Annotated in this window: 13 protein-coding genes; 10 read left to right on the top strand and 3 right to left on the bottom strand. The window is 71.2% G+C overall.

Going from position 1 to position 15369, the window contains the following annotated elements:
- Nucleotides 1–65 precede the first annotated feature (65 nt).
- The 6 genes from ACIBEF_RS13060 to ACIBEF_RS13035 all read left to right on the top strand — a co-directional run bounded on the left by ACIBEF_RS13060 (nucleotide 66) and on the right by ACIBEF_RS13035 (nucleotide 7421).
- Nucleotides 66–1715, top strand: a complete 1650-nt coding sequence (locus tag ACIBEF_RS13060; protein WP_396793691.1) for an ABC transporter ATP-binding protein — start codon at nucleotides 66–68, stop codon at nucleotides 1713–1715.
- Nucleotides 1712–3079: an ABC transporter permease gene (locus ACIBEF_RS13055; RefSeq protein ID WP_396793596.1), complete on the top strand. Its 1368-nt coding sequence runs from the start codon at nucleotides 1712–1714 to the stop codon at nucleotides 3077–3079. Before ACIBEF_RS13060 ends, ACIBEF_RS13055 begins: the two co-directional genes overlap by 4 nt.
- Nucleotides 3080–3082: 3 nt before the next feature.
- Complete coding sequence (locus ACIBEF_RS13050; protein ID WP_357199973.1) at nucleotides 3083–4363, top strand: ABC transporter permease; 1281 nt, start codon at nucleotides 3083–3085, stop codon at nucleotides 4361–4363.
- A gap of 145 nt (nucleotides 4364–4508) precedes the next feature.
- Nucleotides 4509–5219, top strand: a complete 711-nt coding sequence (locus ACIBEF_RS13045; RefSeq protein ID WP_396793595.1) for a cytidine deaminase — start codon at nucleotides 4509–4511, stop codon at nucleotides 5217–5219.
- Nucleotides 5220–5349: 130 nt separating this feature from the next.
- Nucleotides 5350–6630, top strand: a complete 1281-nt coding sequence (locus tag ACIBEF_RS13040; protein WP_396793690.1) for a thymidine phosphorylase — start codon at nucleotides 5350–5352, stop codon at nucleotides 6628–6630.
- A gap of 110 nt (nucleotides 6631–6740) precedes the next feature.
- Complete coding sequence (locus ACIBEF_RS13035; protein WP_396793594.1) at nucleotides 6741–7421, top strand: DUF4272 domain-containing protein; 681 nt, start codon at nucleotides 6741–6743, stop codon at nucleotides 7419–7421.
- Nucleotides 7422–7423: 2 nt separating this feature from the next.
- On the opposite strand, the gene ACIBEF_RS13030 is transcribed toward ACIBEF_RS13035, so the two are convergent.
- Together ACIBEF_RS13030 and ACIBEF_RS13025 are read right to left on the bottom strand one after the other, a co-directional pair.
- Nucleotides 7424–8332 carry a putative RNA methyltransferase gene (locus ACIBEF_RS13030; RefSeq protein WP_396793593.1) on the bottom strand — a complete coding sequence of 303 codons (909 nt, stop codon included), beginning with the start codon at nucleotides 8330–8332 and terminating at the stop codon, nucleotides 7424–7426.
- 1 nt (nucleotide 8333) lies between these two features.
- Nucleotides 8334–8822, bottom strand: coding sequence for a MarR family winged helix-turn-helix transcriptional regulator (locus ACIBEF_RS13025; RefSeq protein ID WP_396793592.1), 489 nt, complete (start codon nucleotides 8820–8822; stop codon nucleotides 8334–8336).
- Between the two features lie 57 nt (nucleotides 8823–8879).
- On the opposite strand from ACIBEF_RS13025, the gene ACIBEF_RS13020 reads away from it, so the two are divergent.
- A complete protein-coding gene (locus ACIBEF_RS13020; protein WP_396793591.1) occupies nucleotides 8880–9338 on the top strand; it encodes a PPOX class F420-dependent oxidoreductase in 459 nt (152 codons plus the stop codon).
- 52 nt (nucleotides 9339–9390) lie between these two features.
- Nucleotides 9391–10464: an adenosine deaminase gene (locus ACIBEF_RS13015; protein WP_238680481.1), complete on the top strand. Its 1074-nt coding sequence runs from the start codon at nucleotides 9391–9393 to the stop codon at nucleotides 10462–10464.
- A 2-nt stretch (nucleotides 10465–10466) separates the two neighbouring features.
- Here the strand turns inward: ACIBEF_RS13015 and ACIBEF_RS13010 are convergent, their stop codons facing one another.
- Nucleotides 10467–10760: a hypothetical protein gene (locus ACIBEF_RS13010; protein ID WP_238690831.1), complete on the bottom strand. Its 294-nt coding sequence runs from the start codon at nucleotides 10758–10760 to the stop codon at nucleotides 10467–10469.
- A gap of 502 nt (nucleotides 10761–11262) precedes the next feature.
- On the opposite strand from ACIBEF_RS13010, the gene ACIBEF_RS13005 reads away from it, so the two are divergent.
- Nucleotides 11263–14901: a nitrate- and nitrite sensing domain-containing protein gene (locus ACIBEF_RS13005; RefSeq protein WP_396793590.1), complete on the top strand. Its 3639-nt coding sequence runs from the start codon at nucleotides 11263–11265 to the stop codon at nucleotides 14899–14901.
- Nucleotides 14898–15302, top strand: a complete 405-nt coding sequence (locus ACIBEF_RS13000) for a roadblock/LC7 domain-containing protein (RefSeq protein WP_030329023.1) — start codon at nucleotides 14898–14900, stop codon at nucleotides 15300–15302. Before ACIBEF_RS13005 ends, ACIBEF_RS13000 begins: the two co-directional genes overlap by 4 nt.
- The last annotated feature ends 67 nt before the right edge of the window (nucleotides 15303–15369 follow it).

Below are 15369 nucleotides of genomic sequence, written 5' to 3'. Positions count from 1 at the left end.
CGGCCCGGCCCGGTTGGTTCCACGGCAGCTAGGCTGCACCATCGCTCGCACTCCAGGAGGTTGCGCTGAGACTCGAACTGCGCGGCATCACCAAGCGGTTCGGTGATCTGGTCGCCAACGATCACATCGACCTGACGGTGGAGCCTGGAGAGATTCACGCCCTCCTCGGCGAGAACGGCGCGGGCAAGTCGACCCTGATGAACGTGCTCTACGGGCTCTACCAGCCCGACGAGGGCGAGATCCTGGTCGACGGCAAGCCGCTGAAGCTGAAGGGCCCGTCCGACGCTATCGGCGCCGGGATCGGCATGGTGCACCAGCACTTCATGCTGGTGCCGGTCTTCACCGTCGCCGAGAACGTGATGCTCGGCGCCGAGCAGGTCCGGGGCGGCATCGCCGGCTTCCTGGACCGGCGTCGGGCCCGGCGCGAGGTCACCGAGGTGTCCGAGCGCTACAACCTGCGGGTCGACCCGGACGCGGTGATCGAGGACCTGCCGGTCGGCATCCAGCAGCGCGTCGAGATCGTCAAGGCGCTCACCCGCGACGTCGACCTGCTCATCCTGGACGAGCCGACAGCGGTGCTCACCCCCCAGGAGACCGAGGAGTTGCTGACGGTCATGCGGTCGCTCAAGGCGGCCGGCAAGTCGATCGTCTTCATCACCCACAAGCTCGGCGAGGTCAAGGCCATCGCCGACCGGATCACCGTGATCCGACGCGGCAAGACCGTCGGCACCGCCTCGCCCGAGGCCAGTCGGGACGAACTGGCCGCGTTGATGGTCGGGCGCAACGTCCGGCTCACCGTGGACAAGACCCCGGCCACGCCGGGCGACCCGGTGCTGGAGGTGGCCGGGCTGGTCGTCGACGACGACCGGCAGATCCGCGCGGTCGACGGCGTCGACCTGACCGTGCGCGCGGGCGAGGTCCTCGGCGTGGCGGGCGTACAGGGCAACGGTCAGACCGAGCTGATCGAAGCGATCATGGGCCTGCGCCCGGTGCTGGCCGGCACGATCAGCCTGGCCGGCGACCAGATCAACGGCTGGAAGCCGAAGAGGGTGCTCCGGGCGGGCGTCGGTTACGTACCTGAGGACCGCAGCGTGGACGGCCTGGTCAAGGAGTTCAGCGTCGCGGAGAACCTGGTGCTGGACATCTACGACCGGCCGCCGTTCGGTGCCGGGCTCGCGCTGAAGCCGGACGCGATCGCCGCCTCCGCCAAGGAGCGGATCGAGCAGTTCGACGTCCGTACCTCATCGGCCGAGGCGGCGGTGGGCACCCTGTCCGGGGGTAACCAGCAGAAGGTGATCGTGGCCCGGGAGCTGTCCCGGCCATTGAAGCTCCTCATCGCCGCCCAGCCGACCCGTGGCGTCGACGTCGGGTCGATCGAGTTCATCCACAGCCAGGTCATCCGCGAACGAGACATCGGCACCGCCGTTCTGGTGGTCTCCAGCGAACTCGACGAGGTGATCGGGTTGGCCGACCGGATCGCGGTGATGTACCGCGGCCGGATCATCGGCATCGTCGGCCCGGACACCCCGCGTGAGGAGATCGGCCTGTTGATGGCCGGCATCAGCCCGGACGAGGCCCACGACGCCGTCGCCGAGAAGCCCGACGCGGCAATCGCCGCCGACGGGCCCGGTGCGGCACCCGCCCCCGACAAGCCCGGCGCGGCAGACGGGAGCCCGGCGCGCGACGCGGGCTCCGCGAGCGAGGACGAGGCATGACCAACCCCAATCCGCAGTCCGGCTCGCCGGACAAGGAGCCGGCGAGCGAGGCGCAGGCCGCGCAGAACGCGCTCGGCAACACCGAACGCGCCGAGGTGGCGACCGAGCCGGACCGCTCGGCCACGAAGCCGGCCCCGGAGCCGAAGCCGAGCCTGGGCCGGTTGTTCCTGGACAACCTCTGGGCGGCGAACACCTTCACGGTGACGCTGTTGTCGTTGGTGCTGGCGATCGTGGTCGGCGCGGTGCTGATGATCATCTCTGATCCCGACGTGCTCGCCACCTACTCGTACATCACCTCCCGCCCGTCCGACGCGATCAACTCCAGCTGGACGCTCGTCAGCGAGGCGTACGCGAACCTGTTCAAGGGCTCGATCTTCGACCCCGAGGCGTTCTCCGGCTGGTTGGACGGCGCCAACGGCTGGCAGGCGGTGCTCGCGCCGATCTCGGAGACGCTGACCTACGCGGCGCCGCTGGTCTTCACCGGCCTGTCGGTGGCGCTGGCCTTCCGGGGCGGCCTGTTCAACATCGGCGCCCAGGGCCAGGCCACCATCGGTGTGATCATGGCGGCGCTGGCCGGCTTCCTGCTGCCGCTGCCGCCTGGCCTGCACCTGCTGGTGGCGGTGCTGGCCGGCGCGCTGGGTGGAGCGATCTGGGGCTTCATCCCCGGCATCCTCAAGGCCCGTGCCGGCGCGCACGAGGTGATCAACACGATCATGCTCAACTACGTCGCCACGTACTTCCTCACCTGGTTGATCGTGCAGAACGGCGTGCAGGACCCGAACCGCACCGACGCGATCAGCAGGGCGGTGGACCCCTCCGCCCAGCTGCCCCGACTGCTCGGCGACAACCTGCGGGTGCACGCCGGCATCCTGCTCGCCGTGCTGGCCACCTGGGCGGTCGCCTGGCTGCTCAACCGCTCGACGCTCGGTTTCGAGCTGCGCGCGGTCGGCGCCAACCCGGACGCCGCCCGGACCGCGGGCATCAGCGTCACCCGGACGTACATCCTGATCATGGTCTTCGCCGGAATCCTGGCCGGCCTCGGCGGCTCGAACATGGTGCTCGGCTCGACCGCCAGCGCGTTGACCCCGCTGGTGGTCGCGCAGATCGGTTTCGACGGCATCCTGGTGGCACTGCTCGGGCGGGTGAAGCCCTGGGGGGTGCTGCTGGCCGCGCTGCTGTTCGGCGCGCTTCAGGCCGGTGGTAACCGGATGCAGTCGTACTCCGGGATCTCGCTGGAGCTGGTGACCGTGCTCCAGGCGCTGATCGTCATCTTCATCGCCGCACCGGCTCTGGTGAAGGCGATCTTCCAGCTCCGGGCCGCGCGCGCCGCCCGGTTGCAGACGAGCCTGGCGAAGGGCTGGTAACTCATGTCCACCATGGCTGTCCCCGACATCGCGGTCGCCCCGGTCGACGAGGGCTTCTGGACCCGCAGCCGGAAGGTCGGTCTCACGCTGCTGGCGCTCGGCCTGCTGGCCGCGGTGCTCTTCGGCGCGCTCGCCACCGACCAACAGGCCCGGTTCACCCTCAGCGACGACGCGGCCGGTGCCGCACTGGAGATCAACGGCACGATCGGGGCGATCCTGTTCGGGATCATCACGATCGCCGCCGGCGCGGCGCTGCTCGCCGGGGTGCCGAAGCGGTGGTTCCTTCCCGTGCTCGGCGTCGGGCTGGTCGCCTTCGTGCTGTCGTTCCTCTGCTGGCAGGTCAGCGCCGCGCCGGCCGGGCAGAACTTCATGCCGCTGGTCAACATCATCCGGGGTACGTTCATCCTGGCCCTGCCGCTGATCTTCGGCGCGCTCGCCGGGGTGCTCTGTGAGCGGTCCGGCGTGGTCAACGTGGCCATCGAGGGCCAACTGTTGATGGGCGCGTTCAGCGGGGCCCTGTTCGGCAGCATCTCCGGCAGCGTGTGGGTGGGCCTGGTCGCCGCAGCCATTGGCGGCGCGTTCATCTCGCTGCTGCTGGCCGTCTTCGCCATCCGCTACCTGGTCGACCAGGTCGTCATGGGCATCGTGCTGAACCTGCTGGCCGTCGGCGTCACCGGCTTCCTCTACGAGCGGCTGATGCAGACCGACGCCGCGAAGTACAACAGCGCGCCTCGCTTCAGCAACTGGGAGATCCCGCTGCTGAAGGACATCCCGGTGCTCGGTCCGGCGTTGTTCCGCGGCAACATCTTCCTCTACCTCGGGCTGCTCCTGGTGCTGGTGATCCACATCGGGCTGTTCCGCACCCGGTGGGGGCTGCGGACCCGCTCGGTCGGCGAGCACCCGATCGCCGCCGACACGCTCGGCGTCAAGGTCCTGCGGGTGCGCTACCGCAACGTGCTGCTGGCCGGTGTGGTCGCCGGCATCGGCGGCGCGTCCTACACCCTGGCGCTCTACTCGTTCACCAAGAACATGATCGGCGGTAAGGGCTTCATCGCCCTGGCTGCGCTGATCTTCGGCCGCTGGAACCCGACCGGCGCGCTGCTCGCCGCGCTCTTCTTCGGATTCGCCGACCAGCTCGCCACGTACCTGGGCGCGATCAGCAGCTCGATCCCCAGCCAGTTCCTGGCCATGCTGCCCTACCTGGCGACGATCCTGGCGGTCGCCGGGCTGGTCGGTCGGGTCCGGGCACCGGCCGCCGACGGCAAGCCCTACATCAAGGGCTGACCTCCGGGGGCGGGTCCGCTCCCACTTGATCAAGTGATGAAAAGTAGGTGCCGGGACCGTTCCTGGCCTACTTCTCATCACTTGATCACGGCGGGCGGTTGCCCCTGCCCGCTTCTGACCTGGGCAGCTTGGGCAGAATGGCGGCATGACCGACATTGACTGGGCACGGTTGCGCGCTGCCGCCATCGAGGCGATGCGGCACGCGTACGCGCCGTACTCGACGTTCCCGGTTGGCGCGGCCGCACTTGTCGACGACGGCCGGGTGGTGGTCGGCTGCAACGTGGAGAACGCCGCGTACGGGGTGACGCTCTGCGCCGAGTGCGGGGTGGTGTCCAGCCTGCACGCCACCGGTGGCGGCCGGCTCGTCGCGCTCTCCTGCGTCGACGCGACGGGCGAGCCGTTGATGCCGTGTGGCCGCTGCCGGCAGCTGCTCTGGGAGCACGGCGGGCCGGAGTGCCTGATCGAGAGCAAGACCCGGCCGCTGCGGATGGCGGAGCTGCTGCCGCACGCCTTCGGCGTGGAGGACCTGGAGGCAGTCACCGGGGAGACGCCGGTGCCGGTGGTCCCGGAGCGGCTCGCCGCCTGGCGCGGGCGCGGCACCGTCTTCGTGCACCCGGACATGTCCGCCGGTCAGCAGGTCTGGACGGCGTACTGGGAGCGGTCGGCAGGCGACGACGCCGGCGCCGAGACCGGGGTGCTGGAGGAGGCGCCGAGCTGGGACGACCCGGCCGAGGCGATCACCTGGGGCCTGGCCCGGACACCGCGTGTGGTCGTGGTGGACGCGACCGGCACCATCTTCTGGGCAGGCGAGGGTGAGCCGCCTTTGGAGATCCCGTCTCGGTGGTCTGGTGGCTGAGCTTGGGGGCGGGGGCCGACCGTGCCCGGCTCCGGGCGGTCAGGCTTGATCCCTCCGCCGGGCACGGTCGGCCCCCGCCCCGCGTCGGCAAGGCCGTGCGTCGGTTCCACCAAAGGACTAGGAAGATCTTCTGATGAGTTTTGCTGCTGTTGACGTCATTCGGGTGAAGCGGGACGGCGGTGTGCTGTCGGACGCGCAGATCGACTGGGTGGTCGACGCGTACACCCGGGGGGTTGTCGCCGACGAGCAGATGTCGGCGCTGGCGATGGCGATCCTGCTCAACGGCATGACCGGGCCGGAGATCGCTCGGTGGACCGCCGCGATGATCGCCAGTGGTGAGCGGTTGGACCTGTCGGCGGTACGCCGGCCGACGGTCGACAAGCACTCCACCGGCGGTGTCGGCGACAAGATCACTCTGCCGCTCACTCCGCTGGTGGCGGCGTGCGGCGCGGCCGTGCCGCAGCTGAGCGGTCGGGGTCTCGGGCACACCGGCGGCACGTTGGACAAGTTGGAGTCCATCCCGGGCTGGCGGGCCACGGTCAGCAATGACGAGTTCATCGCCCAGCTGGACGAGGTCGGTGCGGTGATCTGCGCGGCCGGTGCCGGGCTCGCCCCCGCCGACCGCAAGCTGTACGCGTTGCGGGACGTCACCGGCACCGTGGAGGCGATCCCGCTGATCGCCAGCTCGATCATGAGCAAGAAGATCGCCGAGGGCACCGGGGCGCTGGTCCTCGACGTCAAGGTCGGCTCGGGCGCGTTCATGAAGTCCGTCGACCAGGCCCGCGAGTTGGCGCGCACCATGGTCGAGCTGGGCGGCGCGCACGGGGTGCGGACGGTCGCCCTGCTCACCGACATGTCCACCCCGCTCGGCCTGGCGATCGGCAACGCGGTCGAGGTGACCGAGTCGGTCGAGGTGCTGGCCGGTGGGGGACCGGCCGACGTGGTGGAGCTGACCCTCGCACTGGCCCGGGAGATGCTCGACGCCGCCGGTATGCCGGACGCCGATCCGGCCGCGGCGCTGCGCGACGGCCGGGCCATGGACTCTTGGCGGGCGATGATCCGGGCGCAGGGCGGCGACCCGGACGCGCCGATGCCGGCGGTAGCCGAGGTGGAGGTGGTCCGCGCGGAGCGGGACGGGTACGTCGCGGCCGTCGACGCGTACGCCATGGGGGTTGCGGCGTGGCGGCTCGGCGCGGGCCGGGCGCGCAAGGAGGACCCGGTCAGCGTGCCGGCGGGTGTGGTGTTGCACAAGCGGCCGGGTGACGAGGTGCGGGCCGGTGACCCGCTCTACGAGCTGCGTGCCGACGACGCGACGCGAATTCCGGCCGCGCTGACCGAGGCCGCGAACGCGGTGCGGATCGGGTCGACGGCCCCGGCGGCGACGTCGTTGGTCATCGAACGCGTCGGCTGATCGATCCGGCGTCGCCCTGGCGTGGTGCCGGTCACGTGGGAGCGCTATTGTCGCAGGCCAAGGGGGGACAACCGGCCTTGCGCCGGCGCGAGCAGACAGGAAGATCCGCCGTGACCGTTGCTGCCCCCGACCCACGTGAGGTGCGCGAGGCGAGCCTGGACGAGCTGTCCCGGCTCGGCCTGCCGTTGCCGCCGGCCCAGTTTCCCCTCGTCTGGGAGCCGGGTGACCAGATCGACCTGCGTCCGACCGTGGAGATCGAGGCGCGGATCGCGGTGCTGCACCTGATCCTGGCGCGCTGTTTCGGGATGCCCCCGCAGGCCGCGATGAGCTGGCTGCTCGGCTCGCACCTGGTCGACATGGTCACCCCGCCGGAGTGGCAGTTCGTGATGGGCGGCAAGGGCGACCACCGGTCGTTCGTGCTGCACCACGACGCGCTCTTCGCGCTGGCCTGGGTGCTCGGGCTGAGCAAGCAGCTCGACCCGACGCTGGCCGTCGACGAGCGGCTGGTCGAGCGGCTGCCGCACATCGTCGAGGGGGAGACCTTTCCGCACTGGCGCTCCCGGATCCTCACGGCGCCACAGCACCCGGCGGACGCGGCAGCCCTGCTCGACCTGCACTACTGCCTGGACTGGGCGTACCTGGAAACCGAGCGCGGCGGTCGGCGGGCGCCGGGGCTGGTCGACGCGAACGCGATCGGGCAGCGGCGTTGGGCACTGGAGTGGGCGGTGATCCTGCGCGGGCCGTACCACGACGAGCCGCCCGGCTGGGAAGAGGTCGACCTCTCCACCTGAGGTCAGCGAGGTCGCAGGACGTCGAGCCGGACCGCCACCGTGACCCGGACCGGTTCGGGTAGCGCGGCCAGTCGGGTGGCGAGCACGGCTGCGTCGGTGTGCCAGGCGCTGGGGCCCATGCCGACCACTGTGGCGACCTCTGGCCGGGTCAGTGCCAACCCGGCCCGGTGCACTGCCGAGCTGACCAGCGTGAAGTGCCCGCCCAGGCTGGCTGTGACCCGGTCGGCCTTGTCCGGGTCCACCCGCAGCAGGTCGAGGGTGTCCACCAACTCGGCGAGGTGGTCGGTGTCGGGTGTGACCACCAGCAACGTGCCGGCCGGGTCGAGCACCCGGTGGAACTCCGGGCCGTTGCGCGGGGCGAACACGTTCAGCAGGACGGCGGTCGAGGCGTCCGCGAGCGGCAGTCGCTGCCAGGTGTCGGCGAGCGCGGCGGCGGCCCGGGGATGCGCGCGGGCCGCGCGGCGCAGCGCCGGCTTGGACACGTCCAGGGCCAGACCCACGGCGTCCGGCAGCGCCGCCAGCACCGCGCCGAGGTACCGGCCGGTGCCGGCGCCGGCGTCCACCACCAGGGGGTACGCCCCGAAGTCGTTCGGTTGTACCTCTGCTGCCGCGGATTCCGGCTGCGGGGTGTCCGTGGTGCCGAGACGGCCGACAGCGTCCGTCGCGGCGGCGGCGAGGGCGGCCGAGATGACGTCGTAGTGCCCGGTGGCCTGGAAGTCCGCGCGGGCCGCGACCATCTCGGGGGTGTCGCCGACGTGCGGGGACCGACCGGTGAGCAGGTTGACGTAGCCCTGGCGGGCGATGTCGAAGCTGTGTCGGCGTGGGCAGCGCAGCGCCCTCGTGTCGGTGGCCTGCGCGAGCGGCTCGCCACAGACCGGGCAGCGCAGCCGGTCGAGGATGCGGGGGTCCACGTCAGACCTCCGCGTCGTGCCGAGGCTGGGGCGCCCGCCCGCCGAGCTGGTCGACCACCCGGTGGGTGAGCGCGCCGAGGGCGTCGACCTCGGCGGGGGTGAGCAGGTCGATCAGGTGCCGGCGGACGGCGGCCACGTGACCGGGGGCGGCGGACTCGATGGCCTGCCGCCCGGCGGGGGTGAGGACGACGACCGAGCCCCGGGCGTCATCGGCGCACTCCTCCCGGGTCACCAGGCCGCGCTGCTGCATCCGGGTCAGGTGGTGGGAGAGCCGGCTGCGCGACCAGAGCATCAGGTCTGCCAGCTCCCGCAGGCGCAGCCGCCCCTGCGGTGTCTCGGAGAGGTCGGACAGCACGTCGTAGTCGGCCTCGGAGAGGCCGGCGTCCTGGGTCAGCTCCCGGGCCAGCTCCAGGTCGAGCAGTCGACGCATCCGGCGGTAGCCGCGCCAGGCGCGGTCCTCCCGTTCGTCCAGCCACCGGGGTGCGTCCATCCGTCGAGTCTAACGCTTTCGTTGACATGTCATCGATGTGCCCATAGATTCGATGACATGTCAACTAATTCTCCCCAACGGCCCGGCGCGCCGACCGCCGCCGGTGGTGACCGGCTGTGGGAGCTGTTCGGTCAACGGGGGCGCGGAGTGCTGGTCACAGTGCGCCGGGACGGGCGGCCCCAGCTGTCCAACCTCGACTACCTGGCCGAGCCGGGGTTGCTCCGCTGCTCCACCACCGGCGACCGGGCGAAGGTCCGCAACCTGCGCCGCGATCCCCGGGCCAGCTTCCACGTCACCACGCCGGACGGCGGCGCGTACGCGGTCGCGGAGGGGGCCGTGACGCTCAGCGAGCCGGCCATGGCCACCACCGACGAGACGGTCGACGAACTGGTCGAGGTCTACCGCCGGATCCGCGGCGACCACCCGGACTGGGCGGAGTACCGGGCCGCCATGGTCGCCGACGGGCGGTTGGTGATCCGCCTCGACGTGCACCGGGTGTACGGCTGGCGGCCGTGACGCCCGGCCGGTCCCGTACCCGTCCGCCCAGGCCGCTGACTAGGGTCTGAGCATGGTCGCAACTATCCGGTACGAGGACATCGTCAAGGTCCCGAAGGCGCTGCTGCACGACCACCTCGACGGTGGGCTGAGGCCGGCGACGATCGTCGACCTGGCCGCCGAGGTGGGCCACGAACTGCCCACCACCGACCCGGAGGCGCTCGGACGCTGGTTCGCGGACGCGGCGGACTCCGGCTCCCTGGAGCGCTACCTCGAGACGTTCGCGCACACCGTGGCCGTCATGCAGACCGCGCCCGCGCTGCGTCGGGTGGCCCGTGAGTGCGCCCTGGACCTGGCCGCCGACGGCGTGGTCTACGCCGAGGTGCGTTTCGCCCCGGAGCAGCACCTGGAACGGGACCTCAGCCTGGACGAGGTGGTCGAGGCGGTGCTGGCCGGGTTCGCCGAGGGCACCGCCCAGGCGGTCGAGGCGGGCCTCACCATCCGCGTGGGCACTCTGCTCACCGCGATGCGGCACGCCGCCCGTTCCCAGGAGATCGCCGAGTTGGCCGTGCGGCACCGGGATGCCGGGGTGGTCGGCTTCGACATCGCCGGCGCCGAGGCGGGCTTCCCGCCCACCCGGCACCTGGACGCCTTCGAATACCTGCAACGGGAGAACTTCCACTTCACCATCCACGCCGGCGAGGCGTTCGGTCTGCCGTCGATCTGGCAGGCGATCCAGTGGTGCGGGGCCGACCGGCTCGGCCACGGGGTGCGGATCGTCGACGACATCGCCCCCGACGGCTCACTCGGCCGGCTGGCCGCGTACGTCCGGGACAAGCGGATCCCCCTGGAGTTGTGCCCCTCGTCGAACGTGCAGACCGGCGCGGTGGCCTCGATCGCGGACCACCCGATAGGCCTGCTGCGGGACCTGCGCTTCCGCGCCACCGTCAACACCGACAACCGGTTGATGAGCGGCACCTCGATGTCGCGGGAGATGTCGCTGCTGGTGGAGACGTTCGGCTACGGCTGGAAAGAGTTGCAGTGGTTCACCATCAACGCGATGAAGAGCGCCTTCATCCCGTTCGACGAGCGGCTGCGGATCATCGATGACGTGATCAAGCCGGCGTACGCGAAGTTGCTGGCCTGAGCTCAGCCATGTGGGTGGCCGGCGAGCAGCCCGGCCACCCGGCGCAGCACCTCCCGGGCCCGGGCCGCCTCCGCGCCGAGGCCCATCTGCCGGCGCAGCACGGCAGGCTCGGCCCGTAGCAGCGTCACCCCACGCCGAATCAGCACCCGGGGCGCCTTGCGCTGCTCGGACAGGTCGCGGGCGAGTCGGCGCAGGAAGGTGGCCCCGCGCGGGCGTCGCAGCGCGTACGCCCCGGCGAGCAGGCCGCGGCGACGGCACTCCTCGACGATCTCGGCGGCGAAGATCCCTTCGGCCACGAAAAGTGGCGATCCGGCGACATCAAATGGCCGGGTGGCCACCCGTCGATCAGCGCCGATCGCATAAACCGGCACATCGGCTCGGCCCTCACGGGCAAGTTGGACAATGATTTCCACCGCACTGAGGGCGTCCCAGGAGTGCGGCGATTCCCAATCCACCTGGCCGTTTCGTCTCGGCAACGTAGGGTCATCGCCGTCTTTGTAGAAGTCGTCCAAGCACAGCACCGGCAAGCCGGTTTGCTGCGCTATGTACGACTTTCCGGACCCCGATGGGCCGGCCAGTAGGACAACTCGGTGCGGATGTTCCATTACCTTCAGTTACTCCGGCCAGACAGACTGCTATCAAATCGCATCAACATCTCATCACACCTTCGGTCTGGGACAACCTGGGCTTTCTTCTTGTCGACCGGCGTGATGGAATCTCGGGGGTCCGACCCGCCGGGTCGGTCGCTGAGCGTTGCCCGGGGCAACGCGTTCAAGCTGTAATCGCGAGGGCGGTGACGTGAGCAAACGGCCAAAGACGGCGGGCTCCTTCCTGTCGCGGCTGCGCCGGCCGGCCAGCCGGCTCCGGGACATGCCGATCTGGTCCAAGCTCGGTCTCATCATGATCGTGCCGACCATCGCCACGGTCGTGGTGGGCACCAGTGGTCTCATCGACCACGTGGAGACGCTCAACAATGCCAACCGAGCTGGCGACCTGGCGAATCTGTCGAGCTATTCAGGTGACCTGGTCGACACCCTCCAGGACGAGCGGACCGCCGCCGTACTGCTGCTGGGTGCGGACGGGACGCAGCCGACGGCGCAGTACCAGGAGGCCTACAACCGGGTGAACTCCCGGGTGGACCAGGCAGCGGCCCCCTACCGGCAGCAGCGGGCCGAGGTCGAGGACCTGCCGAGCAGCCTGGAAGGCCTGCTCGACAGCATCGACCAGAACCTTCAGGACCTGTCGGGCATCCGCAGCCAGGTGTTCAACGGCAAGCTCGCGCTCACCGAGACCGTGCAGGCGTACGAGGGGCTGATCAGTGACCTGCTCGCCATCCGCGACTCGTCCACGCAGCTCGCCGGTGACAACCAGCTGAGCGACCGGATGCGCGCCGCCGCGGCGGTCGCCCGGGAGAAGGAGTTCCTCGCCGTACGCCGGGTCGTGGTGCACCGCGCGCTGGGTGTGAAGGGCGGACAGCGCCTGACCCCGGCACTGCGTCGGGACTACGTCGCCAGTGACACCGGCCAGCAGCAGGCCCTGCAGAGCTTCAAGGCCGTCGCCACCCCGGACGACGCCAAGTTCCACGACCAGACGGTCGCGGGCGGCGACCGTCGGCAGGCACAGAACTACACCGGCTGGATCGACGGCAACACCACCGGCAACATGCGCGGTGCGCCGTTCGGCCCGGACCAGTGGGAAGCCGCCATGACGGCCAACGCCAAGCTGATCCGCACCGTCGAGGTGAAGCTCGACAGCGAAGTGGTCGACCAGGCCGACGCGCTCCGCTCGGACGTCCAGCGCCAGGTCTTCCTGGAGACCGGCCTGCTGCTCAGCATGCTGCTGCTGGCCATCCTCTTCGCCTACCTGGTGGCCCGCTCGATGGCCCGCTCACTGCGTGAGTTGCGGCAGGGTGCGCTCTCCGTGGCCCAGTACGGCCTGCCACAGGCGGTGGCCCGTCTGCGCGACCCGCAGGTCGTCGGGCAGATCTCGCCGGTGCAGCTGGCCAACCAGATCGCGGAACCGCTGCCGGTGCGCAGCAAGGACGAGTTCGGCCAGGTGACCGAGGCGTTCAACGCCGTCCACCTGGAAGCCGTCCGCACGGCCGCCGAGCAGGCGGCACTGCGTGCCTCCGTTGCGACCATGTTCGTCAACCTGGCCCGTCGTTCCCAGATCCTGGTCGACCGCCTCATCGGGCACCTCGACCGGCTGGAGCGCGGCGAGGAGGACCCGGACCGGCTGGCCGAGCTGTTCCAGCTCGACCACCTGGCCACCCGGATGCGCCGTAACGACGAGAACCTGCTGGTGCTCGCCGGTGCCGACTCCACCCGTGTGCAGCGTGAGCCGGCCGCTCTCATCGACGTGCTGCGCGCCGCGCAGTCCGAGGTCGAGCACTACACCCGGATCGAGTTCGGTGTCATCGACCGTGACATCGAGGTCGCCGCGCACGCGGTCAACGACCTGGTGCACCTCGTCGCGGAGCTGTTCGACAACGCCACCGCGTTCTCGCCGCCCGACTCGCAGGTCATGGTCGAGGCTCGCCGGGTCGGCGACCGCTCCTCGCTGTACGTCGAGGACCGCGGCATCGGCATCAGCGCCGAGCAGTTGCACGACCTCAACGAGCGGCTCGCGACTCCGCCGCAGGTGGACGTGGCCGTGTCCCGGATGATGGGCCTGGTCGTGGTCGCCCGGCTGGCGTCCCGGCACGGGGTGCGGGTCGAGCTGCGACCCGGCAACGATCGCGGCACCGTCGCCGACGTGACCCTGCCCACCTCGGTGCTGGTTCCCCGGGCGCTCTCCGGTCGGGTGCAGCAGCCTCCGGCGCTGCCGGCCGCCGGTGCTCCCCAGTTCGGTGCTCCCCAGTTCGGTGGTCCGCAGTCCGGTGGGCCCGCGCCGGTCTTCGGCGCGCTGCCCGCGCTGGGCAACGGTCCTCGCCCGAGCGAGTCCGGCAACCAGGTCACCCTGGGCGGTCGCCCGTTCGACCCCGCGACGCGCAACGGTGCCGGCACGCCCGCCAACGGCGGCGCGTACCGGTCGATGCCGGCCTGGTCCGACCTGACCGGCGCGGCCGGGACGAACGGCGTCAACGGCGGCGACGGGTTCACCCCCCGATCGGCCAACGGCCACGGCATCGACCCGCTGCCGCAGCGCCGGGGCGGGGACGAGACCCCGACCACCGACCAGCAGCCGTCCATTCCGCGTCAGCTGCCGAGCAGCCCCGAGGCGCACCCGTACTCGGCGCCGCCGGTCTCGGCGCAGCCCTACTCCGGTGCCCCGGTCTCCGCCTCGCCGGCCTCCGGCCAGCCGTACTCCGGGCAGCCCTACTCGGGTGCGCCGTACGGCGGCGCGCCGGTGTCCGCCGCTCCGGCCTCCGGGCAGCCGTACGCCGGTCCGCCGGTGTCCGCGTCGCCGGTCTCGGCCTCGCCGGCGTCCGGTCAGCCGTACGCCAACCAGCCGTACTCGGCGCCGCCGGCCTCCAGCCAGTCGTTCAGCGGCTTCGCGCCCCGGTCCGCCCCGCCCGCGCAGGCACCCAACGCCCCGGCGCCGCCGGCCTGGCCGCCAGTGCCGGGTAGCGACCGGGACACGGCCACCCCGCCGGTGCCCGAGCGGCTCGCCGCCGCGCTGGACATGACGACGGAGCTGCCGCGGGTGCCACGACCCGGCGAGCAGCCGGCCGCAGCCCAGCCTCCGGCTCCTGCGCCGACCCCGGCAGCAGCGCCGGCTCCGGCTCCGGCTCGGCAGACCCGGCCGACGCCGCAACAGCCGCAGGCGCAGAACCGTCAGCGGTACGCGGATGAGACGATGGAGCTTCCGATCTTCCGGGAGCTCGAGTCGGCCTGGTTCCGTACCCGTCGCCCGGGCTCCGAGGAGACCGCGGCCGGCGCTCAGCCAGCGACGAACGGCGACTCCGCGACCCAGCAGTTCGCCGTGGTCGAGGCCACCGGTCGGGCAGTCCACAAGACACCACCCGGGACGACAGGTAACACACCGATGGCAGACACTCCGACGGTCGGAGGAGCGCCGCGGGACAACGGCTCCACAGCGAACGAGGGCGCCCGCCCCAGCCTCGCCGAGAGCCTGCCGAACCGCCGGCCCCAATCGCAGAGCAACGGCTGGCAGACCGCCGCCGACGACGGCTGGCGTGCTGCCTCCGCGGCGGCTGGCGCGGCGCCGGTGAGCGAGACCACCACGACCGGTCTGCCGAAGCGCAAGCCGATGGCGCAGCTGGTACCTGGCGCGGTGGAGAAGCCCACCACCTCGGTCCAGCGACGCTCCCCGGAGGCGGTTCGTGGCCTGCTCTCCGCCTACCACCGGGGCGTGCAGCGAGGGCGTAGCACCTCGGACAACCCGACCAGCCCGGAGGCGACTCCGGGAGGGCAATCCTCGCAGTCTGGCTCAGGCCCGGTGGCCGGGAGCGGGCAGAAGGAGCAAGAAGGATGACAACTACGCAGGATCTTGGTTGGCTGCTGGCCAACTTCGCCGACCGGGTGCCCGGCGTCGCGCATGCGGTCGCCGTATCGGCGGACGGCCTACTCCTCGCGTCGTCACGGGATCTGCCGCGCGACCGGGCAGACCAGCTCGCCGCGATCTCATCGGGTCTGGTCAGCCTGACCCAGGGGGCAGCACGCTGCTTCGAGGGAGGCGCGGTGTTGCAGACCGTCGTGGAGATGGACAATGGCTTCCTGTTCCTGATGTCCATCTCCGACGGCTCGTCCTTCGCCGTGCTGGCAGCCCGCAGCTCCGACGTGGGCCAGGTTGGCTACGAGATGGCGCTGTTGGTCGACCGGGTGGGCGACGCGCTGACCCCGCAGCCGCGTGCGGCTGCGGGCATGCTGGGCTGACGTCTCGCCGATCGTGAGGTCGGCACGACTTCAACAACGACAACGACGGGTTTCACCGGTGGGAGCC

The sequence above is a fragment of the Micromonospora sp. NPDC050795 genome, assembly GCF_044456785.1.
Taxonomy (GTDB): Bacteria; Actinomycetota; Actinomycetes; order Mycobacteriales; family Micromonosporaceae; genus Micromonospora.
This window is presented reverse-complemented; position numbering and strand designations above follow the sequence as displayed.